Origin of the sequence: Blautia sp. 1001283B150304_161114_C9, from assembly GCF_015668165.1 — a bacterium.
GTDB lineage: Bacteria > Bacillota > Clostridia > Lachnospirales > Lachnospiraceae > Blautia_A > Blautia_A wexlerae.
Genome location: NZ_JADPGO010000016.1, coordinates 37065 through 63354, shown reverse-complemented (window position 1 = coordinate 63354; position 26290 = coordinate 37065). Strand labels below are relative to the sequence as shown.

The window sequence follows — 26290 nt, the reverse complement described above, 5'->3', positions numbered from 1 at the left end:
ATCTTTGTTATTGCCGCTTATTTAAAATTCTTTTTGCTCCTGATATCTTTGCCCTTATTCATCCTAGAGCGTGTCTGAAAAATGCTTTCCGCAAGATGTATGTCACAATTTGTGGGAGATTTTGCCCGGATGAGGGCGTCGTAGCGGGCTACGGCAACCGAATTCGAGCAAAATATACCGCAAAGCGGGGCGTGCAGATTGCGGGAATGATTTTTCAGACACGCTCTAGAACAGCTACAGCTATAATAATCCTCTATGACCATTTCATAATGCCAACAGGACAGATCAGTTAAACATAGTATCCTGCAGATAGTCTGAGCATACACCTGCCGCACCCTCTTGCATATAATATTGTGCTTCCTTCAGGTCATTCACAGTATAAATATATAACCTGATCCCTTTTTTGTCAAAAATCTCCTGCACATCCTCTGACCAGTATTTATAATAGACTGTAGCTGCCTGAATATTTTTTTCTTTACAGAATGCTGCGATCTCAGTCAGTTCTTCTGTAGAATATTCCTGCCATAAGGAATAAATATATCCAGGAAAATCATACAGCAGTGCTGTTCCGGCAAACATTGCCTGATTATAGATTTCCGGTATGATCTGTCCCATCACATCCGGAACACCTGCCGCTTCTGCAAGTTCGATATAATCAGCATAGTCCTCCACCGTCTTCTGATAATTACGGACAGAATACTGCTTGGAATCCAGCATCACAAAAGCGTCCGGATAATCGCTCAGCAGCACCAGCAGATCTTCAAATGTTATAGGAGTATATTTTCCATAAATGGGCCGGGATAAGAATTCCTCTGAGGACAGAACTTTCTTTTCATCGCCTTCCCATTGTCCAAGAGACTGATACCAGCTATGGCGGCACACCCATACATTGTCAGATGTCTTCACAAGATCAACTTCAAACAACCTGCACCCCATCTGATAGCCTGCCAGAAAACTCTCTTTTGAATTCAGATAGGTTTTATCACCAATCCCTCCCAGTGCATGTGCGATCGTTTTATAATTTTCCCACTTAAATTCAGGTGTGGTGGCAGATATGGAATAAGCATCATTTCCCCACAGAAACAGTGTAACAGCCAGTAATTCCACCAACAACAAAAACATCCTGATGAAATAACCAAATCCTGATCGTTTCTTTTTCGTATTCTGCCTCAATTTTTCAATCTCCTGCCAGTCATTTGTATTCCTCGCTTATCTTTTGCTCTCGTATTTTGTAACATTCCAATGTCTTATTTAACACTTCTTCATCAATATGGTTTTTATATACTCTACGATTTTACGCTATCTGGCTCAAATAATCAAGGGTAATAAACGGTTATGTTACAGGAAGTGATTTCCTATAGCATAACAAAAAAACTGCATATATACGGCATGAACACCATACATATGCAGTCTTATCATCGTCTGGACAAATATAAAATCGAAAATCTGGCTGGATTATACTAATTCGATCAGTACTTCCATTGCAGCATCGCCTTTACGCGGTCCGATCTTAACGATTCTTGTGTAACCACCGTTACGGTCAGCGTATTTTGGAGCGATCTCATCGAACATCTTAGCAACCATATCTACGTCTTTAGTGTTTTTCTTTCTTCCGGCACCCTTTGCAGGTACTTCTTTAACCGGGTAGAAAACTTTCATCATCTGACGACGAGCGTGAAGTCTGGAAGGAGCATCTTTCTTGATCTCTTTCTGTACTTCATCGTATACAGTTTTCTTCTTTCCGTCAACAACTTCTTTTACTCTCTTGCCTTCAGCATCTTTACGAGCAACTTTAGCAGTTACAGTAACAGTTTCGAAGTTATCTTTTTCACGAACAGCCATAGCTACAAGGCCTTCTGCGATTTTACGGATTTCTTTTGCTTTAGCTTCTGTAGTAACAATTTTTCCATGATATAAAAGGCTTGTTACCTGGCTTCTCAGTAATGCTTTTCTCTGGTCAGAAGTTCTGCTTAATTTTCTATATTTTGCCATTTAATTTTCCTCCATCTGTGGGACAGCCGGGCACGCTTGTTCGGTCTTACTGTCCGACTGCTTAGGCATCCCCACCGTATAATATCTCTTTGCTAACTGGTTATTGTTCCCTTAGAGAACCAATAACCTGATCAATTCTTACTCTTCTGCAGGCTGAAGCTGTAAGCCCAGCTCTTTCAGTTTCGCAAGAACTTCTTCTAATGATTTACGTCCAAGGTTACGAACCTTCATCATATCATCAGAAGTCTTGTTACATAATTCTTCAACTGTATTAATGCCGGCTCTCTTCAAGCAGTTATAGGAACGAACAGATAACTCAAGTTCATCAATGCTCATTTCCAGGACTTTTTCTTTCTCATTGTCTTCTTTCTCGATCATAACCTCAGCGGTCTTTGCATTCTCGGAAAGGTCAATGAAAAGGCTCAAGTGCTCGCTTAATACTTTTGCTGCAAGGCTTACCGCCTCATCCGGATCAAGTGTACCGTTTGTATACACATCCAGTGTCAGCTTATCATAATCGGTTACCTGACCAACACGTGTATTCTCTACAGTCATGTTGACTCTGTCTACCGGTGTATAGATAGCATCAACTGCAAGTACACCGATCGGCATATCATCAGATTTACCTTTATCAGCACTGATATATCCGCGGCCTTTTGTAATAGTAAGCTCCATAGCAAGTCTGCAGTCCTTGCCACCGTTTAAAGTAGCAATCACCTGATCCGGATTCATGATCTCGATATCCTGATCAGCCTGGATATCAGCTGCAGTTACAACACCTTTTCCTTCACATTCGATGTATGCGGTTTTCGGCTCATTGTCTGTGCTGTGGTTCTTAATAGCAAGGCTCTTCAGATTCATGATAATATCGCTCACGTCTTCTTTTACGCCCGGAATGGAGCTGAATTCGTGAAGCACACCATCAATTTTAACCTGGCTTACAGCTGCACCCGGCAGGGAAGACAGCATAATTCTTCTTAAAGAATTTCCAAGTGTAGTTCCATATCCTCTTTCCAGAGGCTCAACTACGAATCTGCCAAATTTTTTATCTTCAGATAATTCGGTAATCTCGATCTTAGGTTTATTAAAATCAAACACTATAGGGTTCCCTCCTTCTGGGTTAATAAAAGTTTGAGGGGTATTCATTCAAATACTACAATTCAGCGGAAGATAATAATCAACCACTGAATCGTATAAATAATAGAAATATTACCAAGTAATTTTCTATGATATAATCCTATGGATTATTTGGAGTACAACTCGACGATAAGCATCTCGTTTACAGGAACATCAATTGCTTCTCTGTTAGGAAGTTCTTTTACAGTTCCTTTTAAGTTCTCCTGATCTACATCGATCCATTCCGGAACAAGACGTCCGCCAGTTACTTCAAGGATACCTTTGTATCTTTCAGAACCTTTGGATTTTTCTCTGATCTCGATCTGATCACCGGCTTTTACAAGGTAGGAAGGAATGTTTACACATTTTCCGTTTACAAGTACATGCTTGTGGTCAACAATCTGACGAGCTTCTTTTCTTGTTCTTGCAAATCCCATACGGAATACTACATTGTCAAGTCTGCTCTCAAGAAGGATCATAAGGTTTGCACCAGTCTGTCCAGGCATTCTGTCAGCTTTGTCGTAGTAGTTGTGGAAAGGTTTTTCCAGAACTCCGTAGATGAATTTTGCTTTCTGTTTTTCTCTTAACTGTAAACCATACTCAGACATTTTACGATTTGCACGTTTTAACTGTCTTGTGGATTTTTTATCAATTCCTAAATAAATCGGATCCAGGCCAAGGGATCTGCATCTTTTCAGAACAGGCACTCTATTTACTGCCATTTCTCAAATACCTCCTAATATTCTAAATCAATTAGACTCTTCTGCGTTTTGGTGGGCGGCAACCGTTGTGTGGTACCGGAGTTACGTCGCGGATGCTTGTTACTTCCAGTCCGCAAGCCTGAAGGGCACGGATTGCAGCTTCACGTCCAGAACCTGGTCCTTTTACCATAACATCTACAGTTTTCAAACCATGAATAAGTGCAGCTTTTGTTGCAGTCTCAGCTGCCATCTGTGCTGCATAAGGAGTAGATTTTCTTGAACCTCTAAATCCAAGACCACCAGCACTTGCCCATGAAAGAGCGTTTCCTTCATTGTCAGTCAGAGTAACAATTGTATTGTTGAAAGAAGACTGAATATGTGCCTGTCCGTGTTCAACGTTTTTCTTGACACGACGTTTTGCAGTCGCTTTTTTAGTCACTTTAGCCATTTTAAAACTAACCTACACTTTCTTATTTATCAATCAAATATATGTTACAAGAAACACCATGTCCACTAAATTCATTTCCTCGCTTCGCTCGTCATTCATCAAGTGTCCATGCAAGCTTCCTCATAAGATCAGCTTACGCTTATCAGATGTTTAAAGCTTTATTTATTTCTTCTTATTAGCTACTGTTCTCTTAGGACCTTTACGTGTTCTAGCGTTGGTCTTAGTCTTCTGACCACGAACCGGAAGTCCTTTACGATGACGGATACCTCTGTAGCATCCGATTTCCTGCAGTCTCTTAATGTTGAGGGCGATTTCTCTACGAAGGTCACCTTCTACTGTCATTGTTTCATCAATAACTGCGCTGAGTCTCTTTACTTCGTCATCAGTCAGATCTCTGACACGTGTGTCAGGATTAACTTCTGCCTTTGCAAGGATTTTGTCTGCGCTTGGTCTACCAATACCATAAATGTAGGTAAGACCGATTTCAATACGTTTTTCTCTTGGTAAGTCTACACCAGCTATACGAGCCATGTACTGTTTCCTCCATCTTCTACTTTGAAAGTCCTTAATGCCTGTACATCACTTACCCTCGCGAATTCTCTCACTCAAGTAAGGTGAAATGGGATGTATCGGACACATCACTTCCTTATTTCTCAGTTCCTAATTGGGGTGCCTCGGTAAAACACCCAGCTGCAATTGGCGAAAAGCAGCCTTTCCGAATTACTGCGGCCAACGGGCCAACGTTGCCTCTCGGTATTAGGCAATACATGCTAAAACTATCTTAACAGCCTGAACAACCCTTCCGGGCGTCTCACACTGCAGCCGCACGTTACACAAACTTTAAACCGTCAATCAACCCTGACGCTGTTTGTGTTTTGGATTCTCACAGATTACTCTGATAGATCCTTTTCTTTTAATGATCTTGCATTTTTCGCAGATCGGCTTTACAGATGATCTTACTTTCACTGGAAATCCTCCTTCCGTAAATTCATTAAAATCTGCAGTTTTTTGAGCGCACAAATACAATATACTCACGCGTTCGGCTTATATATTATCACAGCAAAATATAAAATGCAAGCATTTTTTTGAATAAAATCACATTTTTTCATTTTCTCCCCCAATCATCCATTTATACTTCCCACTGCCAACATACAGCGTAGAAAAATAATTCATTTCATGTGCATTTGCAGGCATCTTAGATATTCTTAGCTCTCAGAAATCTGCGTTATGAGAAAATCAGGTCACTGTCTGAGCGAAGCGAGTTTGACCTGATTTCCTCATGCTTTTAGCAGATTTATGAAAGCTTAGAATATCTTAGATGCCGAAACCGCACATGAAATGAATTATTTTTCTACGCGTCCCCCTTTACAGCACAAAAAAAGAGAACCAGATCCCTCCAGCTCTCTTTCTCATCACTGCACCAACTGCAGCCAATATTTCTTACTTATCTCTCCAGATAATCCTGCCCTTAGACAGATCATACGGAGACAGTTCAATCGTAACTTTATCTCCGGGAAGAATACGAATAAAATTCATACGTAACTTACCACTGATATGTGCAAGCACCACATGTTTGTTCTCCAGTTCCACTTTAAACATCGCATTAGGCAGCTTTTCCAGAACAGTGCCTTCCACTTCGATTACATCTGCTTTTGACATTTTAAACCTCCTGTATGTCGTCCAATTATTTCGTAAGAGTCAGAATCTCCGGATCTCCGTCTGTAATAAGAATCGTATTCTCATAATGAGCAGAAAGAGAACCATCCATAGTTACAACAGTCCACTCATCATCCAGCCATGCCACATCTGCACGTCCCAGATTGATCATAGGCTCTACAGCAAGTGTCATACCCGGCATCAGACGAACTCCTCTTCGCTTCTGCGGAAAATTCGGGATCTGCGGATCCTCATGAAGGTGAGTGCCGATTCCATGTCCAACCAGGTCGCGGACAATCCCATAATGATATTTGGCAGCATGAGCACCGATTGCCTTGGAAATATCATTCAGATGATTTCCCGCACGTGCGGCCTTGAGTCCCTCAAAGAAACACTCTCTGGTCACATCCATCAGCTTACGTGCCTGCGGTGAAACTTCACCGACAGCATAAGTCCTCGCTGCATCAGAATGATACCCTTTATAAATAAGACCGGCATCAATCTTTACAAGATCTCCCTCCTGAATGATCTTCTCTTCAGACGGGATCCCATGAACTACCTCATCATTCAGACTGATACAGAATGACGCCGGAAACCCTCCGTAGTTCAGGAAATTCGGGATGCATCCCAGATCACGTATCATCTGTTCTCCGATACGGTCAATCTCCTTTGTGCTCACTCCCGGTTTAATGTAAGGGATCAGACCATCATGCACTTTTTCAAGCAGATGACCTGCCTCCCTCATAAGTTCAATTTCATGTTCTGTCTTGATAGAAACCGACATTTTACCTCCAGATGGTGTTTAAAAACACCCAATTACTCTCCCAGGATGGCAACAATATCTGCAAATACTTCTTCAAGATCTTTTGTACCATCCACTGATTTTAAAATTCCCTCTTTAGTATAATAATCGATCAGCGGCTGTGTCTGCTCATGATATACGTTAAGACGTTTCTGAACTGTTTCAGGCTGGTCATCATCACGAAGCACCAGTTTCTCTCCACAGGTATCACAAACGCCCTCAACCTTCGGTGCTGCATGTACAACATGATAAGTAGCACCACATTTCAGGCAGGCACGTCTTCCGGACATACGGTTTACAATATTGGAATCCGGAACATCCACATCGATTGCATAATCAACTTTACTTCCCAGTTTGTTCAGAGCCTCTGTTAAGCACTCTGCCTGAGGAATTGTTCTTGGAAAACCATCCAGCACATAACCATTTGCTGCATCCGGCTGTTGTATTCTGTCCACAACCAGATCACAGGTCAGTTCATCAGGTACGAGAAGTCCCTGATCCATATAAGTTTTTGCTTTTTTACCCAGTTCTGTTCCATTTTTAATGTTTGCGCGGAAAATATCTCCGGTAGAAATATGCGGAATCTGATATTTCGCAGCAATTTTCTTCGCCTGAGTTCCTTTTCCTGCCCCCGGTGCACCCAACATAATGATTTTCATAAGTTATACCCTCCGTTTTCTTTTTTAGCAAATCAAGGCTGTGATGCCATGCACCACAACCTCTCATTTTTAATTGTTCAGAAAGCCTTTGTAATTACGTACGAGAAGCTGTGACTCAATCTGTTTCACAGTTTCGAGGATAACACCAACAATAATGATGATAGATGTACCACCGAATGAAACATTCGCTCCGAATACACCATTAAAGATGAACGGAATCACGCACACAATGATAAGACCTACTGCACCTATAAATATAATATAATTTAAGATATTAGTCAAATAGTCTGACGTAGGTTTTCCAGGACGAATACCCGGAATAAATCCACCCTGCTTTTTGATATTATCTGCAACTTCCAGAGGATTGAATGTAATGGAAGTGTAGAAATATGCAAAGAAAACACAAAGTACGATGTAAAGAACCAATCCCCATGTATACTGGAGCTGTTTTGGATTACACCAGTTATTGGAAGAAAGACCACGAATAATCTCACTTCCGATTCCTGTACCATTACCTTTTCCTGTTAACTGCGCAATGACAGCCGGGAAAGACATAATGGAGGATGCAAAGATTACCGGGATAACACCGGCGGTGTTAACCTTCAGCGGAATATTGGTGGACTGACCGCCCATCAGCTTTCTTCCAACCATTTTCTTGGAATACTGAACCGGAATTCTTCTCTCTGCTCCGTTAAGGATAAGTACCAGAACTACTACCAGAAGAATAACGGCTGCAATGATCAGTCCTGCAAGAGTACCCTTTGCAATCGTTTTTCCTTTAATAAAGTTCTCATACAGTAATGTCAGGTCGCTTGGTACTCTGGAAATGATATTAATGGTAAGTACGATGGAAATACCATTTCCAACGCCTTTTTCCGTAATACGCTCACCGAGCCACATCAGCATAGCTGAACCGGCAGTAAGGCAGGCAACAACTACAACACCTTTAAAGAAGTCCAGATTCGGAATCATACCCTGACGTCCGAATCCGATTGCCATTGCGATTGACTCAAATAAAGCAAGACCTACGGTCACATAACGTGTGATCGCAGTCATCTTCTTTCTTCCCTCTTCACCATCTCTCTGCATTTCTTCCAGTGCCGGAATTGCAATGGTAAGAAGCTGAATGATAATGGAAGATGTAATATATGGTGTGATGTTTAATGCGAAAATTGACATTCTTTCAAATGAACCACCGGTAAATGCATCAAAGAAATTGAATGCATCACCGGCATTGCTGCTGAACCACTGTTTGAAGAAATCACTGTCAACTCCCGGTACCGGAATCTGGCAGCCGATACGGATGACAAAAATCATCCATATCAGATACAACAGCTTGCGTCTCATTTCTTTCACTCTAAAAACATTTTTAAGAGTTTCAAACATTAGATCACCTCTACTGTACCACCAGCAGCTTCAATTTTTGATTTTGCAGTCTCGCTGACAGCATTTACTTTGACATTAAGTTTCTTTGTCAGCTCACCGTTTCCAAGAATTTTAACGCCATCAGCGATCTTGGAGATTGCACCGCTTGCAAGTAAGCTTTCTGCTGTAACTTCTGCACCATCTTCAAAACGGTTCAGTACGTCAACGTTGATTGCAATAATCTCTTTTGTATTTCTGTTTTTGAATCCTCTCTTAGGCAGACGTCTGTATAAAGGCATCTGACCACCTTCAAATCCCGGTTTCTTGTGACCGGAACGAGCTAACTGTCCTTTGTGTCCTTTACCGGCTGTTTTACCGTTTCCAGAACCATGTCCACGGCCTCTTCTGAAGTTATCGCTGTGCTTAGAACCTTCTGCTGGTCTTAAGTTTGATAATTCCATGTTGGCACCTCCTTATTATTATTTCAAATCTATAAGTTCAGATTGTATTGTGTCTGAATATGTTTCTGTATGCTCCTGCCATTCTCTGCGAATAACAGGTTCATATCAGATCCATATCAGAATTCTCTCTGGTTAAATCGCAATTAAGCTTCTTCAACCTTTACCAGGTGCTGTACCTGCTGAATCATTCCTCTTGTTGCTGCGTTATCCGGCATTTCAACTGTTTTGTGCATTTTTGTAAGACCCATAGCTGCAACAGTTTTTTTGTGTTTCGGAACTGCACCAATAGGAGATTTTACTAATGTAACTTTTAATGTGTTTGCCATTTTTGTATTTCCTCCTTAAGCCAGAATCTCATCAACAGATTTTCCGCGAAGTCTAGCAACTTCTTCCGGAGTTTTTAACTGTCTTAAGCCTTCGATTGTTGCAAGAACAACGTTCTGTTTGTTTCTGGATCCCATACATTTTGTACGGATGTTTTTGATACCAGCTAACTCGATTACCGCACGGGCAGGACCGCCGGCGATAACTCCAGTACCTTCCGGAGCTCTCTTCAGAAGCATTTCAGCGCTTCCGTATTTTCCAACGAAGTCATGTGTAATAGAGTTGTTTTCGTCTCTTGCTACTGTTACTAATTTCTTAATAGCATCCTCTTTTCCTTTGCGGATCGCTTCAGGAATTTCGGCTGCTTTACCTAAACCTGCACCAACGTGTCCGTTGCCGTCACCTACAACAACTAAAGCTGTGAAACGGAAGTTACGACCACCTTTAACAACCTTGGTAACACGCTTGATTGATACTACTTTATCTTCTAATTCTAACTGACTAGCATCAATAAGATTACGTTTCATGTGTTTCGCTCCTCCTTATTAGAATTTCAGCCCAGCTTCTCTTGCTGCGTCTGCCAGTGCTTTAACTTTACCGTGGTAGATATAGCCTCCTCTGTCGAAAACAACGCTTTCGATGCCAGCTTCAACAGCTTTCTTACCAATAACGGTTCCTAAATGTGCAGCAGCTGCTACATCATCAGTGTTCTCTAACTCAGCTCTTACTTCTTTCTGAAGAGTAGAAGCAGATACTAAAGTTTTTCCTACAGTGTCATCAATGATCTGAGCATAAATATGCTTGTTGGAACGAAATACTGCTAAACGTGGTGTTGTTGCAGTTCCGTTTAAATGATGACGTAATCTTCTATGCTTATTCTCACGAATTTTCGCTCTAGATGCCTTATTTACCATTTTCTCACCCTCCTGAATTATTTCTTACCAGTCTTACCAACTTTACGTCTGATAACTTCATCAACATACTTAATACCTTTACCTTTGTATGGCTCAGGTCTTCTCTTGTCTCTGATCTCAGCTGCAAACTGGCCGACTTTTTCTTTGCTGATACCGGATACGATAATCTTGTTACCATCTACTTTGGTTTCGATTCCGTCTGGATCTTCCATTTCTACCGGATGAGAATATCCAAGGCTAAGCACAAGCTTTTTGCCCTGTTTTGCTGCTTTATAACCTACACCGTTAACTTCAAGCTCTTTTGTATAGCCTTCGCTTACACCAACAACCATGTTGTGGATCAAGCTTCTTGTTAAACCGTGAAGAGATTTCATTTTCTTTAAGTCGTTTGGTCTGGATACTACTACATGACCATCTTCAACTTTGATTTCCATTTCTGTAGGAAGTGCTCTTTCGAGAGTTCCTTTTGGTCCTTTTACAGTTACTACGTTGCCTTCAGCGACAGTTACTTCTACGCCTGCAGGAATAGCAACCGGAAGTCTACCAATTCGTGACATATGTTTGTCCTCCTTACTTAGATTATCGGAGAGGATGTTTCATCCTCTCTGTTTTCAGTTTGTTCTCTATAAAAAATCTTGGTTCAAATTACCAAACGAATGCTAATACTTCGCCGCCAACCTGAAGTTTACGAGCTTCTTTATCAGTAATAACACCTTTGTTTGTAGAAAGAATTGCGATTCCAAGTCCACCAAGAACTTTTGGAAGCTGATCCTTACCTGCGTAGATACGAAGACCAGGTTTGGAAATTCTCTTTAAACCAGTGATGATTTTTTCGTTTTTGTCTTCACCGTATTTCAGTGTGATATGAAGAGTTTTAACAACTCCGTCTTCAACTAAATCATATTTTGCAATATATCCTTCATCAACAAGGATGTTAGCAATTGCAGTTTTCATTTTGGATGCCGGAACATCTACTGTGTCATGTTTTGCAGTGTTTGCGTTACGGATTCTTGTAAGCATATCTGCGATTGGATCGCTCATTGTCATGTTAGTTTCCTCCTGTTATTCAGACTTTACATGTGCATATATATTAATTGTTTACATTGTTACCTGTTTTATCATAAATCTCGTTTGGACATATGATCGGACTGATAAATCAGCCGATCGTTTATTTTATTTAAATCCGGTTCCTACCAGGAAGCCTTCTTAACACCCGGGATCTGTCCCTTGTAAGCTAATTCACGGAAGCAGATTCTGCAGATTCCGTACTTTCTTAAAACAGAATGTGGACGTCCACAAATATTGCAACGTGTATATTCTCTTGTGGAGAATTTCTGTTTACGCTGCTGTTTGATTTTCATTGCTGTTTTAGCCATGAATCGTTCCTCCTATTATTTTGCAAACGGCATATTGAATAATGTCAGTAATTCACGAGCTTCTTCATCAGTCTTAGCTGTAGTAACGAAGATGATGTCCATACCTCTTACTTTGTCAACTTTGTCATATTCAACTTCCGGGAAGATCAGCTGCTCTTTGATACCCAGAGCGTAGTTTCCACGACCATCGAATGCGTTCGGGTTAACACCACGGAAGTCACGTACACGAGGAAGTGCAAGGTTGATCAGACGATCAGCGAACTCGTACATTTTTTCTCCTCTTAATGTAACTTTACAACCGATCGGCATACCCTCTCTGATTTTAAAGTTAGCGACAGATTTTTTAGCTTTAGTAGCGATTGCTTTCTGTCCTGTGATAAGTTCCATATCTGCGATTGCAGCATCAAGAAGCTTAGCGTTTTCTTTGGCTTCACCAACACCCATATTGATTACGATCTTGTCGAGTTTTGGCACTTCCATAACATTTTTGTATCCAAATTTTTTGGTCATGGCATCCATGATCTCATTTTTGTACATTTCTTTTAATCTACTCACTTGTCATGCCTCCTCTCTTAATTAATCGATAACCTTACCGGTCTTTTTAGCAACGCGGACTTTTTTGTCGCCGTCCATCTGGAATCCTACTCTTGTAGCCTGTCCATCAACAACCAGCATAACGTTGGAGATGTGCAGTGGAGCTTCTTTTGTAATGATTCCGCCCTGCTGATTTGCAGCAGATGGTTTGCTGTGTTTTGTAACTTTGTTGATATTCTCAACAACAACGGTATTGTCTTTTGCGTTAACTGCAAGGACTTTACCCTCTTTGCCATTATCTTTACCAGCGATAACTTTTACAGTATCACCTTTTTTAATTTTCATAGCTGACATTAGGCACCCTCCTATAATACTTCCGGAGCTAAGGAAACGATCTTCATGAATTTCTTTTCACGAAGCTCTCTGGCAACTGGTCCAAAGATACGTGTTCCTCTCGGAGTTAAGTCGTCTTTAATGATTACGGCAGCATTTTCATCGAAACGGATGTAAGATCCGTCTTTACGACGAGCGCCTTTTTTAGTTCTAACTACAACAGCTTTTACAACGTCACCTTTTTTAACAACGCCGCCTGGTGTTGCATCTTTAACAGTAGCAACGATTGTATCGCCAATGCTTGCATATCTTCTTGTAGAGCCGCCCATAACACGAATACAAAGGATTTCTTTTGCACCAGTGTTGTCGGCAACTTTCAGTCTAGTTTCCTGCTGGATCATACTGGTTTCCTCCTTATTTAACTTTCTCTACGATTTCAACCAGTCTCCATCTTTTATCCTTGGATAACGGTCTGGTTTCCATAACTTTTACGGTATCACCGATATTGCACTCATTGTTTTCGTCATGAGCTTTTAATTTATATGTTCTCTTCACGATCTTTTTGTAAAGAGGATGTTTTACATGGTCTTCAATAGCAACTACAATGGTCTTGTCCATCTTATTGCTGACAACCTTACCCACGCGGGTTTTTCTCAGATTTCTTTCCACGATAGTTTCCTCCTATTATTTGGAAGCGTTAGCCTGCTCAGTAATTACTGTCTGGATTCTTGCAATGTTCTTGCGAACCTCTTTAATGCGGCTTGTATTCTCTAATTGATTAGTTGCATTCTGAAATCTCAGATTGAAAAGTTCTTTTTTAGCAGCTACTAATTCTTCATTTAATTCTGCAGCTGATTTTGCCTTTAAATCTTCCACGAATTTATTAATTTTCACTGTTATCACCGCCTTCTAAGTCTGCACGAGAAACGATTTTACATTTACATGGTAACTTGTGCATCGCAAGACGTAATGCTTCACGAGCGATTTCCTCGGAAACGCCTGCGATTTCGAACATTACACGTCCTGGCTTAACAACTGCTACCCAGTATTCGAGAGCACCTTTTCCGGAACCCATTCGTGTTTCTGCTGGTTTCGCTGTTACTGGTTTATCTGGGAAAATCTTGATCCAAACCTGACCACCACGTTTGATATAACGAGTCATAGCAACACGGGCTGCTTCGATCTGGTTGGAACGGATCCAACACGGTTCGGTTGCAACAAGTCCGAATTCACCATAATTGATCTTATTACCTCTAAGGGCTTTTCCTCTCATGGAGCCACGGAATTGTTTACGACGTTTTACTCTTTTTGGCATTAACATTATTTATCGCTCCCTTCCTTAGTTCCTTTTGTTGGAAGTACTTCGCCATTGTAGACCCAAGCTTTTACGCCAACTTTGCCGTATGTTGTGTCTGCTTCTGCGAATCCATAGTCAATATCTGCACGAAGTGTCTGAAGCGGAATAGTTCCTTCGCTGTAGAACTCTGTACGAGCCATATCAGCACCGCCAAGACGTCCGGATACGGATGTTTTGATACCTTTAGCTCCGGCCTTCATTGTTCTCTGCATTGTAGATTTCATAGCACGTCTGAAAGAGATACGGTTCTCAAGCTGAAGTGCGATATTCTCTGCTACTAACTGAGCATCCTTGTCTGGTCTCTTTACTTCTTTGATATCTACGATAAGTTTCTTGTCTGTGAATTTCTTTAATTCAGCTTTAACTTTTTCGATCTCAGCTCCGCCTTTACCGATTACGATACCAGGTTTAGCTGTGTAGATGATGATCTTAACTCTGTCAGATGCTCTCTCGATCTCGATCTTGGAAACACCTGCGCTGTATAATTTCTTTTTAAGGAATGTTCTGATGTTGTAGTCTTCTACCAGATAATCAGCGAAGTCTGCATCAGCATACCATCTTGAATCCCAATCCTTGATAACACCGACTCTAAGGCCATGTGGGTTAACTTTCTGTCCCATGCTTTTCCTCCTTATCTTTCATCCAGCACGATGGTGATATGGCTTGTTCTCTTCTCGATTCTGTAAGCTCTACCCTGTGCTCTTGGCTGAATTCTCTTCATTGTAGGTCCTTTATCTGCATAGCAGGCTGCAACGTAGAGGTTGTCTGCATTCATTCCGTTGTTGTTTTCAGCATTTGCAATTGCTGACTCAAGAAGTTTCTTGATAACGCTGGAAGCGTATCTTGGGTTGTATGTTAAGATACCAAGTGCTGTCTGCACATCTTTACCGCGGATTACATCTAACACGTAGCAGGCTTTCTGAACAGAAATTCTTGCATAAGATAATTTTGCAGACGGTCTTGTCTCTCTATTACTCTCATTTCTGGCTCTTTTTATCTGGCTTCTATGTCCCTTTGCCATTTTAAAGTGCCTCCTTTCCTCTTTCTCTCAATATCAGGTTAACCTGTCCGCTGTCTTGTGGGCAGCAGACAGAATATAAAGTCAAATACTAGCGAACACCGGATTTCTTTTCGTCTTTTCCGTGTCCTCTGTAAGTTCTGGTTGCAACGAACTCACCGAGTTTGTGGCCAACCATATCTTCTGTTACATATACCGGCACGTGTTTTCTTCCGTCATGGACAGCGATTGTGTGTCCTACGAAGGACGGGAAGATTGTAGAACGGCGTGACCAGGTTTTGATAACGGATTTATCATTTGCAGCGTTTAATGCGTCTACTTTTTTAAGTAAGCTGGCATCTGCAAAAGGTCCTTTTTTCAGTGAACGAGACATGCTTAATCCTCCTTATTATTTCGATAATGCTTTTCCATCGCGTCTTCTTACGATGAGCTTGTTGGACGGTTTGTTTTTCTTTCTTGTCTTCAGACCAAGAGCAGGTTTTCCCCATGGAGTACATGGACCTGGACGACCGATACCGGTCTTTCCTTCACCACCACCATGTGGATGGTCATTCGGGTTCATTACGGAACCACGAACAGTAGGTCTGATACCCATGTTACGTTTACGTCCGGCTTTACCGATGTTAATCAGGTTGTGATCTCCGTTTCCGACAACGCCTACAGATGCGCGGCATACGATCGGAACCATTCTCATTTCACCAGATGGCAGACGCAGTGTTGCGTATTTGCCTTCTTTAGCCATTAACTGAGCGCCGTTTCCAGCAGAACGAACCATCTGTCCGCCCTTTCCAGGATGAAGCTCAATGTTGTGTACCATAGTACCAACCGGGATAAGCTCTAATGGTAAGCAGTTACCAACACGAACTTCTGCATCAGCTCCGTTCATAACTTTCTGACCTACTTTTAAGCCTTCCGGTGCAAGGATATATGCTTTCTCGCCATCTACATAAGAGATTAAAGCGATGTTTGCTGTTCTGTTTGGATCATACTCGATGGAAACTACTGTTGCAGGGATTCCATCTTTTCTTCTCTTGAAGTCGATGATTCTGTATTTTCTTCTGCTTCCGCCTCCGCGGTGTCTAACTGTAATCTTACCCTGGTTGTTACGTCCAGCGTTTTTCTTTAAAGACACGGTAAGAGATTTCTCTGGTGTAGATTTTGTGATCTCTGAGAAATCGGAACCAGTCATATGTCTTCTAGACGGTGTATATGGGTTATAACTTTTGATTCCCATTTTTGTTCTCCTTTCGAATTTGTTCTCGTGCTTTCGTGCACATATTCGCAATAACCTGTGTTATCACTCGCTATCCGTTAATTAAAGTCCTTCGAAGATTTCGATATCTTTGCTGTCTTCTGTCAGAGCTACGATAGCTTTTTTGGTTTTAGCAGTTGTTCCAACTGTCATACCACGGCGTTTTTTCTTTCCATCCATATTCATGGTGTTAACGCTCTTTACTTTTGTTCCTTCGAACATTTTCTCTACAGCTTCTTTGATCTGAGATTTGTTTGCTTCCGGATGAACTAAGAAAGTGTATTTCTTTTCAGCCATTGCATTCATAGATTTTTCTGTAATCACTGGTTTCTTGATTACGTCATAGTACTTGATATCAGCCATTATGCATATACCTCCTCGATGGATGCTACAGCATCTTTGGTTACGATTACGGTGTTGTGGTTCATAACATCGTATACGTTGATAGTACTTGGAGTTGCAGTCTGAACATCAGTGATGTTTCTTGCGGAAAGGATTACGTTCTTGTCATCTGTTGCTGTGATAACCAGAGCTTTCTCAGCTTTCAGGTTTGTAAGAACTTTCTGCATTTCCTTTGTCTTAACATCTGCTAATGTAAGAGCATCAACAACTACTAATTTATTGTCCTGAACTTTGGAAGTCAGAGCAGATTTTAAAGCAGCTCTTCTTTCTTTCTTGTTCATTTTTACTTCATAATCTCTTGGTACCGGAGCGAATACAACACCGCCGCCAGTCCACTGTGGTGCACGAATGGAACCCTGTCTAGCATGACCTGTTCCTTTCTGTCTCCACGGTTTTCTTCCGCCGCCGCTTACTTCAGAACGTGTTTTAGCTTTCTGAGTACCCTGGCGATTATTTGCAAGCTGACGAACAACAGCAAGGTGAACAAGATGCTCATTGACTTCTACGCCGAATACTGCATCATTCAGTTCCATTGTTCCAACTTCGTTGCCTTCCATATTATAAACAGTTACGTTTGCCATTTGTGTGCTCCTCCTTTCTTATTATAAGGACTTTACTGTCTCTTTGATAGTAACCAAAGATTTCTTAGGTCCTGGAACAGCACCTTTAACTAACAGTAAGTTATTTTCTGTATCTACGCGTACAATCTCAAGGTTCTGTACAGTAACCTGAACATTTCCCATATGACCTGGCATGTGTTTTCCTTTGAATACCTTGCTCGGATCAGAACAAGCACCATTGGAACCTGCATGACGGTGATATTTGGAACCGTGAGCCATAGGTCCTCTTGACTGACCATGTCTCTTGATCGCACCCTGGAAACCTTTACCTTTGGAAACAGCTGTTGCATCAATGTGATCGCCGTCTGCAAAGATATCAGCTTTAATTTCCTGTCCTACTGTATATTCAGCAGCGTTATCAAATCTGAACTCTTTAACGAATCTCTTTACTGCAACGCCAGCTTTGTCAAAGTGTCCTTTTTCCGGTTTGTTAACAAGGCTTTCTCTGATGTCTCCGAATCCAACCTGAACTGCTTCGTATCCATCGTTCTCTTCTGTCTTAACCTGAGTTACGACACAAGGACCAGCCTGTAAAACTGTTACCGGAATCAACTGGCCGTCTTCATTGAAGATCTGAGTCATTCCGACTTTAGTAGCTAAAATAGCTTTCTTCATTCTTTCTTCCTCCTTATAGCGGATTACCGATTACCGGCAATCATATAGTAAATAGCTTAATGCTTATAGCATTATCAAATTGGGGTTGATGACTAATTATTTAGTCTTCATCTTGATATCGATGTTAACACCTGCTGGCATTTCCAGTCTTGACAGAGCATCTACTGTCTTCTGTGTTGGTGTAAGGATATCGATCAGTCTCTTATGAGTTCTCTGTTCGAACTGTTCTCTGGAATCTTTGTATTTATGAACGGCTCTTAAGATTGTAACAACCTCTTTCTTAGTTGGAAGTGGAACCGGTCCGCTTACCATTGCTCCGTTCTTTTTAACAGTCTCGATGATTTTTGCTGCTGATGCATCTACTAACTGATGATCATAAGCCTTTAATGTGATTCTCATTACCTGATTTGCCATAAAAAAAGTCTCCTCCTATTCGTACTTTTCAAGCAGTACGACAAGCGGCGACTGTACACATCTCCGTGTGTGTCTTTCGATTTTTTACCACACACGCCATCCCTGGATGGTCTTCTGAACTTGTACAGTGACTTGTCGTCAGTTTTCAAACTTGACATTCGCTCCACGGAAAACCTGCCATCTCTGTGGCAGCAACCTCGCGCTTCATTGCTATCAATGTCACAACAATTGAGAGTATACACGACCTCTCAGAAAAATGCAAGTGTTTTTTTCACTTTTTTTGATATTTTTTTGTACTTGATTCCGTACAATTTTTTATTGAATTTGGGCTTGTATGTCGAAACAAAAAAGAATCAACTTGTCGACACACTAATGGCTTTATTATATAGAAACATTACTGAATAGTGAACGGCAAGGCCGATATCTGCAGGTCTGCTGACGCAGGACTTCACGATATGATGGAGATCGGATTGTCTGCAGTAAAAAGAACGTGTTCCTTCTATATTATATATAGGAAGAAACACGTTCTTTTCATCGTCATATTTTTTCAATCTCTTATTTTATTCTTCAGCAGTCTGTTTCTGCGGATAGACCGGCTTCTCATCCGCAATGATATCGGAATAATCAAATAATGTAACCTTTGTAACATCGTCTCTCACAATATCCGGCGCATCACCCTGACTTCTGGCTGTCTCGGCAATCTGTGCTGCCGACCATGTCGGAATTACCATTCGCCTGATTTCTTCCTGTGCGTTTCCTTCTGTTTCCTCTGCTTCTACCGGCTTTCTGTCCGAAGCATTCATCATCTGTTTCAGCTGCTCTTTTACCTGAGGCACGATCACTTCTGTCTTTCCGGAAACAGGCTCCATATGTATATCACCTGCATCCGGTTTCGTCTGTACAGATTCTTCCTGCTTTACCGGTACATCCGCCGTAGCTGCTGCAATCTCTTTTCTGAGAAGTTCATGGGCTTCGCTTGTCGCAGTCTGAATTGTTTCCGGCTGCGCAGGCTTCACAGGTTCCAACTCATCTTCATAGATTTCATCCACAAAACCGCCTGTTTTAATTTTCTTTCGTTCCGGAGCCTTTCCTTTCCTGCGTACCCTTTCCTCTTTCTTAATCTGGCGTTCCTCTTCTTTATAACGCTTCTCTCTTGCCTTCTCTTCTCTCTTAAGTTCCTTCTTGCTCTTAACATATCCGGGTTCTGTATCTGTTTCATCATAATCATCCTGCGGTTCTTTTTTCAGAAGTTCCGCAACTATATACAGAATTACCAGGAAAAGGACGGCAAGTCCGAGAATAATAAGTCCTTCTATGCTTTCTGTTGCAAGAAGGAGATATCCTGCATATCCTACTGTGATCACAACCTTCGGTATGTAATCCTTCACCTCAACGGCAACAGGTTCTGCATCTTTGTCACTGGAATCTATCACCTTAAAAATATGATTCTTTTTATCCATTTCCGTAATCATATAACGGTATGCTTTAGAATCAGTCTGATACAGAATAGAATCACCAACCGCTGCCTCTTTGATTTTTACCGGAATTGCATAAGTAACCGATCCCATGGGCAGATTCGTTTCTTTGCCGGAATCATCCATAATCTCTGTCGTAATTCCCAAAAACGGCGGAACTGCCAGCCCGACAACACAGACAATGGTGCATATCACTATAAAATGTACAATAAATTTCAGAAATTTTGACATTTGTTACGCTCCTCATTTCTACTCTTTTCGCTCATTATACCCTGTTTTATCTTTATGGTCAATCTAATGTTATTGTTATGGCAATGCAATTGATTGCTGTGTTACTGTTCACACACCACTATCCCGCGAGGTGTTTTGGCATGAATATGCCAAAATCCCGAGACATACAAGCCAAAATTCCATTGCCGTAGGCAATCTGGAATGAATTTTGGCTACGTTACTGTGAACGAAGTGAACAGTAACATTGCTGTCGTATACACGACAAAACACATCCGAAAAGCGGTCTTCCCTTCCGGATGTGTTCTATCCTGAATACTATTTGATCACTGATTACTTAAGTACTGCTCAATACCTGCCATAGCAGCTTCCTCATCCTCACCATTTGCAGATAAAGTAATTTCTTCCCCTGCATCAAGCCCAAGCGTCATCATACCCATAATGCTCTTTGCATTCACGCGCTTCTTTCCAATCTCTACATAAATCTCACTGTTGAACTGACTAGCCACCTGTACCAGCTGTGCCACCGGACGCGCTTCCAGACCTGTGGATAAATTGATGGTGATTGGTTTTTTGATCATAATAATTCTCCTCCTTGTTTCTCCCGCAGTTCGTCAGCCATTGCACTCAGCTTTCTCAGTCTGTGATTGACTCCCGATTTGCCCACCTGCGGGCTTAACATCATTCCTAATTCTTTTAGTGTAGCTTCCGGATACTGCATCCGAAGTTCAGCAACCTGTGCAAGTCCTTCATTAAGCTGCTCAAATCCTATTTTCTGCCGGACCAGCTTAATATCCTCCATCTGCTTGACGGCTGCATTTACGGTTTTATTAATATTCGCAGTTTCACAGTTTACTTTTCTGTTTACTGAATTTCTCATTTCCTTCAGTATGCGGATGTTCTCCAGGTCCATCAATGCCACATTAGCTTCCATAACAGCAAGCATGTCAACAATCTGCGCACCTTCTTTCACATAGACCACATGTGATTTCTTACGCTGTACGATTTTGGCATCTACCGAAAAACTGCGGATGATCGTCTGTAGCTGCTCTGCTCTTTTTGCATCAGAACATACAATCTCAAAATGATACCCCTTCTCAGGATCACTGATTGAACCGGATGCTAAAAAAGCTCCCCTGATAAACGCCCGTTTGCAGCAATTCTGCTGTACCACCAGCATATCCGACAATACAAGCGTACCCTGGTCGATACTGTTCGTGACAAGCCGCAGTGCCTGAAAAATTACCTGGATTTCTTCGGGATCAGTTATTTCTATTGTATATACCTTCACCCGTTTCAAGTGACTGTTCTCACGTACAAATATCTTTGTTTCTATATTAAATGTTTTTTGCAATAATGTAAAGCACTTTCTTGCAACTGCTTCATTTTCCGTCTGGATTTTCAGTTTACTGTCCCCTGAAAAACATTCCATTTTCCCACAGGAACATAAAATCGCAGCCAGTTCTGCCATTTTGCAATGTCTGGCCAATCCAATCTGTCTGGAAAGTTCTTCCTTCACCATCCCTGAAAAAGACATCTCTCCTTTATCATCCTTCCTGTTTTCTGACCAATCGGTCTTTCTGTGCATCTCTGTGTTCCAGCCTGAATCCGTATTTTGTATTTCCAGACAATCTGGAATAAAGTTCTCTTGCCAGCGTGACGGAACGATGCTTGCCGCCTGTACATCCAATTGCGATCACCAGATTTGTCTTTCCCTCTTTCACATAATTCGGAATAAGGAAATTGATCATATCTTCCAGTTTATCCGCAAATGTCCTGGCTATATCACAATCCATTACATAATTAAAAACCCTGTCATCCAGCCCTGTCAGCGGTCTGAGTTCGTCCACATAGTATGGATTCGGCAGGAAACGCACGTCAAACACGAGATCCGCATCTGCCGGTATTCCATATTTAAATCCAAATGACAGTACAGAAATCATCATATTGCAGAAATCCTGATTATCTACAAATATCCTGTCGATCTCCTGTTTCAGTTCTCTTGTCAGAAGATTGCTGGTATCAATGATATAATCCGCACGCTCTTTCAGAAAACGCATCTTCTCTCTTTCCATCCGGATTCCATCATCCACTCTTCCCCCCATTGCAAGAGGATGACTTCTGCGGGTTTCTTTATAACGTTTGACCAGAACACTGTCCTGCGCATCCAGAAACAGGATTTCAAAATCATACCCTGCCTTTTTCATTCTGTCCAGTACAATCTCCAGCTCATCCAGAGAACGCCCGCTTCTTGCATCGATCCCCAGTGCAACATTCTGCACATCTTCTCCATGTATCTCAGGCATCAGTGATGCAAATTTCTCCAGTAAAGGGATCGGCAGATTGTCTACACAAAAATACTTCGCATCCTCCAACATTTTCAATGCAGATGTTTTTCCTGCTCCCGATACTCCTGTAACTATTACAAAACGCATTTTCTATCTCCCGTCACTTCTTAATCTCATCTGTTGCTCATTGGTCTTTGGTCTTTGCACTCTGTTCACAGTACTTTTTCGATTCAGTCAGATCAAAATTTTCCAAGAAATTTCACTTCCGGTTCAAGAGTTACGCCAAACTGTTCTTTTACTTTATCCTGTACATCTCTGAGCAGTCTGCACACATCTGCTGCAGTTGCATTATCTTTATTGATCACAAACCCACAGTGCTTCTCGGAAACCTGTGCACCGCCTGTCTGGTATCCTCTCAGCCCTGCATCCATGATCAGCTTTCCGGCAAAATACCCTTCAGGACGTTTGAATGTGCTTCCCGCACTTGGAAATTCAAGAGGCTGTTTGCTTACTCTCTGTTCTGTCAGTTCTTTCATTCTTGCTTTTATGGCTTCCTGATTCCCCTGTTCAAGAACGATCACTGCGCTCAACACCAGATATCCTTTTGTTTTCACAAGACTTGTGCGATATCCCATTTCCAGCTTCTCTGCCGGAAGTACGAGAATTTCTCCTGCAGCTGTCATAACAGTTACTTCTTTCAGCACATCTTTCATTTCACCGCCATAGGCACCTGCATTCATGACAACTGCACCGCCTAATGTGCCGGGAATTCCTCCGGCGAACTCAAATCCTGTCAGCGACGCATTTTTGGCTGCCGCCGCGATCTGTGACAGCAGAGCTCCTGCTGTTGCATGGATTTCATTTCCTTTTACTGTAATATCACCATAATTTCTGTAAAGCTGAATAATGACACCCCTGTATCCTTCATCGCTTACCAGAAGATTACTTCCATTTCCAAGAATGAAATATGGCAGTTCTTCATTTTTGCATATCTTCAGAATCCCGCTCAGTTCTTCCTCAGAAGACGGAAGCAAAAAGTAATCTGCCGGACCGCCAATCCGAAATGTGGTATGACGTTTCATGGGTTCATCCACTTTCACTTTCTCTTCTCCCAGCAGATCATTAAATTTCTCTATTATATTCTGATTCACAGATTTCATTCCTCAATCTTTCTATATTTATTATGATTTATTATGTTTCTTTTGACGTTTTCATTCTGTCGAATTTTCCGATCAGTTCCTAGTACATCGTTTCGTAAATAACTATACCAATCGCGTAGGATGCGGATTCGAGTGTGCTGGTATAAAAACGCAGGCGTAGCGGGCTACGCTGAGGCTTTTAGACCTGTGCAATCGGATTCGCAGACAAGTGAGTGGTATAGTTATTTCGAAAACGATGTACTAGAGCGTCAGATAATACAGTCATTATACTGTTACTGTTCACTCCGTTCTCAGTAACTTAGCCAAAATTCATTCCAGATTGCCTGCGGCAATAGAATTTTGGCTTGTATGTCTCGGGATAGCGGTGTGTGAACAGTAACATTATACTATCTCTCTCTCCAAAAGTACAGTTATTCATACACTCTTTTGCTGCCGGATATATTACCAGGGTTACTGTTCGCTCTGTTCTCAGCAACAAATAAATGACAGTGTATATATTTTTATATTTCTGCCATAATACATATCACAGATATATCTGTCCGGTGCTTCACAATAACAGACTGCCGGACAGTTACCCGAAAACTTCTTTTGTTGTCGGCAGGATCGGAGGCGCTTATGTTAGAGCAGATTTTTCTCGGATTTACAGGACTATGTTCCGGTTTTATTATTGCCGGAGGACTAACCGGTCTTATGATCGGCCTTTCTATTATTCCCAGATATGCAGGAATTACCCACACAGCAGATCATATATTGCTGTACGAAGACATCACATTCTGGGGAACCGAACTTGGAAACCTGTTCTTTCTTTTTCACTGGAATATCCGATTCGGCACCCCGTTTCTGATTCTGTACGGGCTCTTTTCAGGGATTTTCCTTGGTGGATGGATCATGGCCCTGGCAGAGATGGCAGATATTTTCCCTATCTTTGCCAGAAGAAGCAGATTCCAGAGAGGTCTTTCTTTTACAATCCTGTGCATAGCCGCCGGCAAAACTGTCGGAGCACTGATTTACTATTATAACGGATGGCTGCCATAATTTCCAGCTAATCTTTAACATCAGTGCCAAAAAAGCAGCAATCGATTACTCTTTACTCAGTGTGCCAAAATTCCGGATTTTCAATCAGAAAGGTTTTATATTATGTCAGACAATAATCTCAGTCAGAAAAAACAGAAACAATATGAAAAATACGTAAAAGCAGTCACTCCTGTCCACAGCCTGCCACTGAATATGTGCAAAGCCTTTTTCACAGGCGGAGTCATCTGTGTTGTTGGACAGGTCATCTTAAATTACGCAGATAACCTTGGGCTGGACAAAGATACCGCCGGCTCCTGGTGTTCCCTTATCCTGATCCTTTTCAGTGTGATCCTCACAGGATGTAATCTTTATTCCAAAATCGGCAGATTCGGCGGTGCCGGAAGCCTTGTCCCGATCACCGGTTTTGCCAATTCCGTAGCTTCCTCTGCGATCGAATATAAGGCAGAAGGACAGGTATTCGGCATCGGATGCAAAATATTTACGATCGCAGGACCCGTAATTCTTTATGGAATCCTGAGTTCATGGATTCTCGGTGTGATTTATTATCTTTTTACAATGCTCCCGTAACTATTCAGCATCCATATCCTGAGAGGTGTTTTTGCATAAGAATCATACAATTATACAAGGAGGTTTTCTATGAACAGACAAATGACCTGCGGTACATCCAGCATTTCATTTCAGAATCCTGTCTTTATCCAGAGCTGTGCTTCTGTTGTCAGCCGGAAAGAAGGGGAAGGGCCATTGGGCGCATACTTTGATACCATATGTGAAGATCCCATGTTTGGAACAGATACCTGGGAAGCTGCAGAAAGCACTCTGCAAAAACAGGCCGCTCTGCTGGCAATCAAAAAAAACGGCCTCACCTGTTCCGATATACAGCTTCTTTTTGCAGGCGACCTGCTGGCTCAGACATCAGCCTCTTCTTTCGGAACCGCTGATCTGAAAATTCCTTTTTACGGTCTTTTCGGAGCATGCTCCACTATGGGAGAATCTCTTTCCCTTGGTTCAATGTGTATCGACGGCGGGTACGGAAAATATATCCTCTGTGCAACTTCCAGCCACTTTGCCAGCGCAGAAAAAGAATTTCGTTTTCCCCTGGGATATGGAAATCAAAGGCCCTTATCTGCTACCTGGACAGTCACCGGTGCCGGAGCCTGTATACTTGGATATGAACCGCCACCACGCCCGGACAACAAAACACTAAACACACTCCGTAACCGCAATATCTGTGCAGTTATAACAGGAATCACCACCGGAAGACTGATTGACTTTGGGTTCAGGGATTCCCTCAATATGGGAGCTTGCATGGCTCCTGCTGCCTGCGACACCATAGCCCGAAATCTTCAGGATTTTCACCGAAAACCATCCGATTATGATGCCATCTTCACCGGTGACCTGGGCATGGTAGGACAGACAATCCTGTTCGACCTTCTCACAGAAAAAGGATTTGATATCTCATCTGTCCATCAGGACTGCGGTATGCTGATCTATGATCCTCAGACTCAGGATACACATTCCGGCGGCAGTGGATGTGGGTGTGCCGCCTCTGTTCTGGCAGGCTATATTCTTCCGGGTATTATACAGAAAAAATGGAAAAGGATTCTCTTTGTTCCCACAGGTGCCCTTCTGTCAAAGGTAAGCTTCAACGAGGGGGATCCAATTCCCGGTATCGCACACGCTGTTGTAATAGAACAGTACAGGGTTCCGGATATGATGTAGATACAGAAATTTTTTCAGGAGGAAAA

General features: G+C 41.9%; 42 protein-coding genes. 4 read left to right on the top strand and 38 right to left on the bottom strand.

All coding sequences use genetic code 11. The features are described 5' to 3' along the window. Nucleotides 1-17: 17 nt before the first annotated feature. A complete protein-coding gene (locus I4V44_RS18255) occupies nucleotides 18-176 on the bottom strand; it encodes a DUF6783 domain-containing protein (protein WP_334291925.1) in 159 nt (52 codons plus the stop codon). On the opposite strand from I4V44_RS18255, the gene I4V44_RS18250 reads away from it, so the two are divergent. Then, nucleotides 108-293, top strand: coding sequence for a DUF6783 domain-containing protein (locus I4V44_RS18250; protein ID WP_334291924.1), 186 nt, complete (start codon nucleotides 108-110; stop codon nucleotides 291-293). The genes I4V44_RS18255 and I4V44_RS18250 overlap by 69 nt on opposite strands. On the opposite strand, the gene I4V44_RS09955 is transcribed toward I4V44_RS18250, so the two are convergent. The 37 genes from I4V44_RS09955 to murB form a co-directional block, all read right to left on the bottom strand. Further along, on the bottom strand, nucleotides 286-1173 hold the full coding sequence (locus I4V44_RS09955) for a phosphatidylinositol-specific phospholipase C/glycerophosphodiester phosphodiesterase family protein (protein WP_196002669.1): 888 nt from the start codon (nucleotides 1171-1173) through the stop codon (nucleotides 286-288). The two genes, I4V44_RS18250 and I4V44_RS09955, sit on opposite strands and share 8 nt — an antisense overlap. A gap of 282 nt (nucleotides 1174-1455) precedes the next feature. After that, nucleotides 1456-1992 (bottom strand): bL17 family ribosomal protein, encoded by a 537-nt coding sequence (locus I4V44_RS09950; protein WP_008707287.1) that lies wholly within the window; start codon nucleotides 1990-1992, stop codon nucleotides 1456-1458. A gap of 138 nt (nucleotides 1993-2130) precedes the next feature. Then, nucleotides 2131-3090, bottom strand: a complete 960-nt coding sequence (locus tag I4V44_RS09945; protein ID WP_008707285.1) for a DNA-directed RNA polymerase subunit alpha — start codon at nucleotides 3088-3090, stop codon at nucleotides 2131-2133. Nucleotides 3091-3236: 146 nt separating this feature from the next. After that, nucleotides 3237-3830, bottom strand: coding sequence for a 30S ribosomal protein S4 (rpsD, locus tag I4V44_RS09940; RefSeq protein ID WP_008707284.1), 594 nt, complete (start codon nucleotides 3828-3830; stop codon nucleotides 3237-3239). 31 nt (nucleotides 3831-3861) lie between these two features. Continuing rightward, the gene (gene rpsK / locus I4V44_RS09935; protein WP_008707283.1) at nucleotides 3862-4257 is read right to left on the bottom strand and encodes a 30S ribosomal protein S11; all 396 of its coding nucleotides are present in this window, start codon (nucleotides 4255-4257) and stop codon (nucleotides 3862-3864) included. Between the two features lie 162 nt (nucleotides 4258-4419). After that, the gene (gene rpsM, locus I4V44_RS09930) at nucleotides 4420-4788 is read right to left on the bottom strand and encodes a 30S ribosomal protein S13 (RefSeq protein WP_008707282.1); all 369 of its coding nucleotides are present in this window, start codon (nucleotides 4786-4788) and stop codon (nucleotides 4420-4422) included. A gap of 321 nt (nucleotides 4789-5109) precedes the next feature. Beyond that, a complete protein-coding gene (rpmJ, locus tag I4V44_RS09925; protein ID WP_003497809.1) occupies nucleotides 5110-5223 on the bottom strand; it encodes a 50S ribosomal protein L36 in 114 nt (37 codons plus the stop codon). A gap of 474 nt (nucleotides 5224-5697) precedes the next feature. Then, on the bottom strand, nucleotides 5698-5916 hold the full coding sequence (infA, locus tag I4V44_RS09920) for a translation initiation factor IF-1 (protein ID WP_005428560.1): 219 nt from the start codon (nucleotides 5914-5916) through the stop codon (nucleotides 5698-5700). A gap of 25 nt (nucleotides 5917-5941) precedes the next feature. Then, on the bottom strand, nucleotides 5942-6697 hold the full coding sequence (gene map / locus I4V44_RS09915) for a type I methionyl aminopeptidase (RefSeq protein ID WP_008707279.1): 756 nt from the start codon (nucleotides 6695-6697) through the stop codon (nucleotides 5942-5944). 32 nt (nucleotides 6698-6729) lie between these two features. Then, nucleotides 6730-7374 (bottom strand): adenylate kinase, encoded by a 645-nt coding sequence (locus I4V44_RS09910; protein WP_008707277.1) that lies wholly within the window; start codon nucleotides 7372-7374, stop codon nucleotides 6730-6732. 69 nt (nucleotides 7375-7443) lie between these two features. Beyond that, on the bottom strand, nucleotides 7444-8760 hold the full coding sequence (secY, locus tag I4V44_RS09905) for a preprotein translocase subunit SecY (protein ID WP_118331054.1): 1317 nt from the start codon (nucleotides 8758-8760) through the stop codon (nucleotides 7444-7446). Next, nucleotides 8760-9200, bottom strand: coding sequence for a 50S ribosomal protein L15 (gene rplO / locus I4V44_RS09900; protein ID WP_008707274.1), 441 nt, complete (start codon nucleotides 9198-9200; stop codon nucleotides 8760-8762). Before rplO ends, secY begins: the two co-directional genes overlap by 1 nt. A gap of 143 nt (nucleotides 9201-9343) precedes the next feature. Then, nucleotides 9344-9526 carry a 50S ribosomal protein L30 gene (rpmD, locus tag I4V44_RS09895; protein ID WP_008707273.1) on the bottom strand — a complete coding sequence of 61 codons (183 nt, stop codon included), beginning with the start codon at nucleotides 9524-9526 and terminating at the stop codon, nucleotides 9344-9346. A gap of 15 nt (nucleotides 9527-9541) precedes the next feature. Next, complete coding sequence (rpsE, locus tag I4V44_RS09890; protein WP_008707272.1) at nucleotides 9542-10051, bottom strand: 30S ribosomal protein S5; 510 nt, start codon at nucleotides 10049-10051, stop codon at nucleotides 9542-9544. 18 nt (nucleotides 10052-10069) lie between these two features. Then, nucleotides 10070-10438, bottom strand: a complete 369-nt coding sequence (gene rplR / locus I4V44_RS09885; protein WP_008707271.1) for a 50S ribosomal protein L18 — start codon at nucleotides 10436-10438, stop codon at nucleotides 10070-10072. Nucleotides 10439-10455: 17 nt separating this feature from the next. After that, complete coding sequence (gene rplF / locus I4V44_RS09880) at nucleotides 10456-10995, bottom strand: 50S ribosomal protein L6 (protein ID WP_025579624.1); 540 nt, start codon at nucleotides 10993-10995, stop codon at nucleotides 10456-10458. A gap of 88 nt (nucleotides 10996-11083) precedes the next feature. Beyond that, the gene (gene rpsH / locus I4V44_RS09875; RefSeq protein WP_008707269.1) at nucleotides 11084-11485 is read right to left on the bottom strand and encodes a 30S ribosomal protein S8; all 402 of its coding nucleotides are present in this window, start codon (nucleotides 11483-11485) and stop codon (nucleotides 11084-11086) included. 143 nt (nucleotides 11486-11628) lie between these two features. Then, nucleotides 11629-11814, bottom strand: a complete 186-nt coding sequence (locus I4V44_RS09870; protein WP_008707268.1) for a type Z 30S ribosomal protein S14 — start codon at nucleotides 11812-11814, stop codon at nucleotides 11629-11631. A 15-nt stretch (nucleotides 11815-11829) separates the two neighbouring features. Next, nucleotides 11830-12369, bottom strand: a complete 540-nt coding sequence (gene rplE / locus I4V44_RS09865) for a 50S ribosomal protein L5 (protein WP_008707267.1) — start codon at nucleotides 12367-12369, stop codon at nucleotides 11830-11832. A gap of 21 nt (nucleotides 12370-12390) precedes the next feature. Beyond that, complete coding sequence (gene rplX, locus I4V44_RS09860; protein WP_008707266.1) at nucleotides 12391-12702, bottom strand: 50S ribosomal protein L24; 312 nt, start codon at nucleotides 12700-12702, stop codon at nucleotides 12391-12393. Nucleotides 12703-12713: 11 nt separating this feature from the next. Beyond that, nucleotides 12714-13082, bottom strand: a complete 369-nt coding sequence (rplN, locus tag I4V44_RS09855; protein ID WP_008707265.1) for a 50S ribosomal protein L14 — start codon at nucleotides 13080-13082, stop codon at nucleotides 12714-12716. Nucleotides 13083-13095: 13 nt separating this feature from the next. Next, the gene (rpsQ, locus tag I4V44_RS09850) at nucleotides 13096-13350 is read right to left on the bottom strand and encodes a 30S ribosomal protein S17 (RefSeq protein WP_008707264.1); all 255 of its coding nucleotides are present in this window, start codon (nucleotides 13348-13350) and stop codon (nucleotides 13096-13098) included. A gap of 15 nt (nucleotides 13351-13365) precedes the next feature. Then, nucleotides 13366-13575 carry a 50S ribosomal protein L29 gene (gene rpmC / locus I4V44_RS09845; RefSeq protein WP_020994114.1) on the bottom strand — a complete coding sequence of 70 codons (210 nt, stop codon included), beginning with the start codon at nucleotides 13573-13575 and terminating at the stop codon, nucleotides 13366-13368. Then, the gene (gene rplP, locus I4V44_RS09840) at nucleotides 13565-14002 is read right to left on the bottom strand and encodes a 50S ribosomal protein L16 (protein ID WP_008707261.1); all 438 of its coding nucleotides are present in this window, start codon (nucleotides 14000-14002) and stop codon (nucleotides 13565-13567) included. Before rplP ends, rpmC begins: the two co-directional genes overlap by 11 nt. Continuing rightward, the gene (gene rpsC / locus I4V44_RS09835; RefSeq protein ID WP_008707259.1) at nucleotides 14002-14658 is read right to left on the bottom strand and encodes a 30S ribosomal protein S3; all 657 of its coding nucleotides are present in this window, start codon (nucleotides 14656-14658) and stop codon (nucleotides 14002-14004) included. Before rpsC ends, rplP begins: the two co-directional genes overlap by 1 nt. An 11-nt stretch (nucleotides 14659-14669) precedes the next feature. Beyond that, on the bottom strand, nucleotides 14670-15059 hold the full coding sequence (gene rplV, locus I4V44_RS09830) for a 50S ribosomal protein L22 (protein WP_008707257.1): 390 nt from the start codon (nucleotides 15057-15059) through the stop codon (nucleotides 14670-14672). Nucleotides 15060-15147: 88 nt separating this feature from the next. Continuing rightward, complete coding sequence (gene rpsS / locus I4V44_RS09825; RefSeq protein ID WP_008707255.1) at nucleotides 15148-15429, bottom strand: 30S ribosomal protein S19; 282 nt, start codon at nucleotides 15427-15429, stop codon at nucleotides 15148-15150. A gap of 15 nt (nucleotides 15430-15444) precedes the next feature. Next, nucleotides 15445-16290, bottom strand: a complete 846-nt coding sequence (gene rplB, locus I4V44_RS09820) for a 50S ribosomal protein L2 (protein WP_008707253.1) — start codon at nucleotides 16288-16290, stop codon at nucleotides 15445-15447. Between the two features lie 81 nt (nucleotides 16291-16371). Further along, nucleotides 16372-16671, bottom strand: a complete 300-nt coding sequence (rplW, locus tag I4V44_RS09815; RefSeq protein ID WP_008707251.1) for a 50S ribosomal protein L23 — start codon at nucleotides 16669-16671, stop codon at nucleotides 16372-16374. Next, nucleotides 16671-17291: a 50S ribosomal protein L4 gene (gene rplD, locus I4V44_RS09810; RefSeq protein ID WP_008707249.1), complete on the bottom strand. Its 621-nt coding sequence runs from the start codon at nucleotides 17289-17291 to the stop codon at nucleotides 16671-16673. Before rplD ends, rplW begins: the two co-directional genes overlap by 1 nt. Nucleotides 17292-17312: 21 nt before the next feature. After that, nucleotides 17313-17945, bottom strand: coding sequence for a 50S ribosomal protein L3 (gene rplC / locus I4V44_RS09805; RefSeq protein WP_008707247.1), 633 nt, complete (start codon nucleotides 17943-17945; stop codon nucleotides 17313-17315). A 96-nt stretch (nucleotides 17946-18041) separates the two neighbouring features. Continuing rightward, complete coding sequence (gene rpsJ, locus I4V44_RS09800; RefSeq protein WP_008707245.1) at nucleotides 18042-18359, bottom strand: 30S ribosomal protein S10; 318 nt, start codon at nucleotides 18357-18359, stop codon at nucleotides 18042-18044. Between the two features lie 560 nt (nucleotides 18360-18919). Beyond that, on the bottom strand, nucleotides 18920-20065 hold the full coding sequence (locus I4V44_RS09795; protein WP_055200164.1) for a hypothetical protein: 1146 nt from the start codon (nucleotides 20063-20065) through the stop codon (nucleotides 18920-18922). 323 nt (nucleotides 20066-20388) lie between these two features. Then, nucleotides 20389-20643 (bottom strand): HPr family phosphocarrier protein, encoded by a 255-nt coding sequence (locus tag I4V44_RS09790; RefSeq protein ID WP_008707243.1) that lies wholly within the window; start codon nucleotides 20641-20643, stop codon nucleotides 20389-20391. Then, nucleotides 20640-21599 carry a DNA-binding protein WhiA gene (whiA, locus tag I4V44_RS09785; RefSeq protein WP_025579631.1) on the bottom strand — a complete coding sequence of 320 codons (960 nt, stop codon included), beginning with the start codon at nucleotides 21597-21599 and terminating at the stop codon, nucleotides 20640-20642. The genes I4V44_RS09790 and whiA overlap by 4 nt, the downstream gene beginning before the upstream one ends. 10 nt (nucleotides 21600-21609) lie before the next feature. Next, the gene (gene rapZ / locus I4V44_RS09780) at nucleotides 21610-22497 is read right to left on the bottom strand and encodes an RNase adapter RapZ (RefSeq protein ID WP_008707241.1); all 888 of its coding nucleotides are present in this window, start codon (nucleotides 22495-22497) and stop codon (nucleotides 21610-21612) included. A 92-nt stretch (nucleotides 22498-22589) separates the two neighbouring features. Continuing rightward, nucleotides 22590-23510, bottom strand: coding sequence for a UDP-N-acetylmuramate dehydrogenase (gene murB / locus I4V44_RS09775; protein WP_055052568.1), 921 nt, complete (start codon nucleotides 23508-23510; stop codon nucleotides 22590-22592). Nucleotides 23511-24125: 615 nt separating this feature from the next. Here murB and I4V44_RS09770 point away from each other — a divergent pair. From I4V44_RS09770 to I4V44_RS09760, 3 genes are all read left to right on the top strand, one after another. Next, nucleotides 24126-24545: a stage V sporulation protein AB gene (locus I4V44_RS09770; protein WP_008707239.1), complete on the top strand. Its 420-nt coding sequence runs from the start codon at nucleotides 24126-24128 to the stop codon at nucleotides 24543-24545. 102 nt (nucleotides 24546-24647) lie between these two features. After that, nucleotides 24648-25112, top strand: a complete 465-nt coding sequence (locus tag I4V44_RS09765; RefSeq protein ID WP_118341599.1) for a SpoVA/SpoVAEb family sporulation membrane protein — start codon at nucleotides 24648-24650, stop codon at nucleotides 25110-25112. Nucleotides 25113-25181: 69 nt separating this feature from the next. Beyond that, complete coding sequence (locus tag I4V44_RS09760) at nucleotides 25182-26264, top strand: stage V sporulation protein AD (RefSeq protein ID WP_022381086.1); 1083 nt, start codon at nucleotides 25182-25184, stop codon at nucleotides 26262-26264. The last annotated feature ends 26 nt before the right edge of the window (nucleotides 26265-26290 follow it).

Coding starts and splice junctions, on each gene's coding strand:
- I4V44_RS09765 (WP_118341599.1), top strand. CDS start 24,648: ATGTCAGACAATAATCTCAGTCAGAAAAAACAGAAACAATATGAAAAA.
- rplR (WP_008707271.1), bottom strand. CDS start 10,438: ATGGTAAATAAGGCATCTAGAGCGAAAATTCGTGAGAATAAGCATAGA.
- map (WP_008707279.1), bottom strand. CDS start 6,697: ATGTCGGTTTCTATCAAGACAGAACATGAAATTGAACTTATGAGGGAG.
- whiA (WP_025579631.1), bottom strand. CDS start 21,599: ATGTCTTTTTCAGGGATGGTGAAGGAAGAACTTTCCAGACAGATTGGA.
- rpsJ (WP_008707245.1), bottom strand. CDS start 18,359: ATGGCAAATCAGGTAATGAGAATCACATTAAAGGCTTATGATCATCAG.
- rpmD (WP_008707273.1), bottom strand. CDS start 9,526: ATGGCAAACACATTAAAAGTTACATTAGTAAAATCTCCTATTGGTGCA.
- rplN (WP_008707265.1), bottom strand. CDS start 13,082: ATGATCCAGCAGGAAACTAGACTGAAAGTTGCCGACAACACTGGTGCA.
- rpsD (WP_008707284.1), bottom strand. CDS start 3,830: ATGGCAGTAAATAGAGTGCCTGTTCTGAAAAGATGCAGATCCCTTGGC.
- rplC (WP_008707247.1), bottom strand. CDS start 17,945: ATGAAGAAAGCTATTTTAGCTACTAAAGTCGGAATGACTCAGATCTTC.
- infA (WP_005428560.1), bottom strand. CDS start 5,916: ATGTCAAAAGCAGATGTAATCGAAGTGGAAGGCACTGTTCTGGAAAAG.
- rplX (WP_008707266.1), bottom strand. CDS start 12,702: ATGTCAGCTATGAAAATTAAAAAAGGTGATACTGTAAAAGTTATCGCT.
- rplB (WP_008707253.1), bottom strand. CDS start 16,290: ATGGGAATCAAAAGTTATAACCCATATACACCGTCTAGAAGACATATG.
- I4V44_RS09870 (WP_008707268.1), bottom strand. CDS start 11,814: ATGGCTAAAACAGCAATGAAAATCAAACAGCAGCGTAAACAGAAATTC.
- rpsM (WP_008707282.1), bottom strand. CDS start 4,788: ATGGCTCGTATAGCTGGTGTAGACTTACCAAGAGAAAAACGTATTGAA.
- I4V44_RS09760 (WP_022381086.1), top strand. CDS start 25,182: ATGAACAGACAAATGACCTGCGGTACATCCAGCATTTCATTTCAGAAT.
- rplP (WP_008707261.1), bottom strand. CDS start 14,002: ATGTTAATGCCAAAAAGAGTAAAACGTCGTAAACAATTCCGTGGCTCC.
- rpsK (WP_008707283.1), bottom strand. CDS start 4,257: ATGGCTAAAGTGACTAAAAAAGCGACTGCAAAACGTCGTGTCAAGAAA.
- rplD (WP_008707249.1), bottom strand. CDS start 17,291: ATGGCAAACGTAACTGTTTATAATATGGAAGGCAACGAAGTTGGAACA.
- rapZ (WP_008707241.1), bottom strand. CDS start 22,497: ATGCGTTTTGTAATAGTTACAGGAGTATCGGGAGCAGGAAAAACATCT.
- rpsC (WP_008707259.1), bottom strand. CDS start 14,658: ATGGGACAGAAAGTTAACCCACATGGCCTTAGAGTCGGTGTTATCAAG.
- secY (WP_118331054.1), bottom strand. CDS start 8,760: ATGTTTGAAACTCTTAAAAATGTTTTTAGAGTGAAAGAAATGAGACGC.
- I4V44_RS09910 (WP_008707277.1), bottom strand. CDS start 7,374: ATGAAAATCATTATGTTGGGTGCACCGGGGGCAGGAAAAGGAACTCAG.
- I4V44_RS09795 (WP_055200164.1), bottom strand. CDS start 20,065: ATGTCAAAATTTCTGAAATTTATTGTACATTTTATAGTGATATGCACC.
- rpsH (WP_008707269.1), bottom strand. CDS start 11,485: ATGACAATGAGCGATCCAATCGCAGATATGCTTACAAGAATCCGTAAC.
- rpsS (WP_008707255.1), bottom strand. CDS start 15,429: ATGTCTCGTTCACTGAAAAAAGGACCTTTTGCAGATGCCAGCTTACTT.
- rplV (WP_008707257.1), bottom strand. CDS start 15,059: ATGGCAAAGGGACATAGAAGCCAGATAAAAAGAGCCAGAAATGAGAGT.
- rplF (WP_025579624.1), bottom strand. CDS start 10,995: ATGTCACGAATTGGTAGACTTCCGGTTGCTATTCCTGCAGGCGTAGAA.
- rplW (WP_008707251.1), bottom strand. CDS start 16,671: ATGGCTGATATCAAGTACTATGACGTAATCAAGAAACCAGTGATTACA.
- I4V44_RS09950 (WP_008707287.1), bottom strand. CDS start 1,992: ATGGCAAAATATAGAAAATTAAGCAGAACTTCTGACCAGAGAAAAGCA.
- murB (WP_055052568.1), bottom strand. CDS start 23,510: ATGAAATCTGTGAATCAGAATATAATAGAGAAATTTAATGATCTGCTG.
- I4V44_RS09790 (WP_008707243.1), bottom strand. CDS start 20,643: ATGATCAAAAAACCAATCACCATCAATTTATCCACAGGTCTGGAAGCG.
- rplO (WP_008707274.1), bottom strand. CDS start 9,200: ATGGAATTATCAAACTTAAGACCAGCAGAAGGTTCTAAGCACAGCGAT.
- I4V44_RS09770 (WP_008707239.1), top strand. CDS start 24,126: ATGTTAGAGCAGATTTTTCTCGGATTTACAGGACTATGTTCCGGTTTT.
- rpsE (WP_008707272.1), bottom strand. CDS start 10,051: ATGAAACGTAATCTTATTGATGCTAGTCAGTTAGAATTAGAAGATAAA.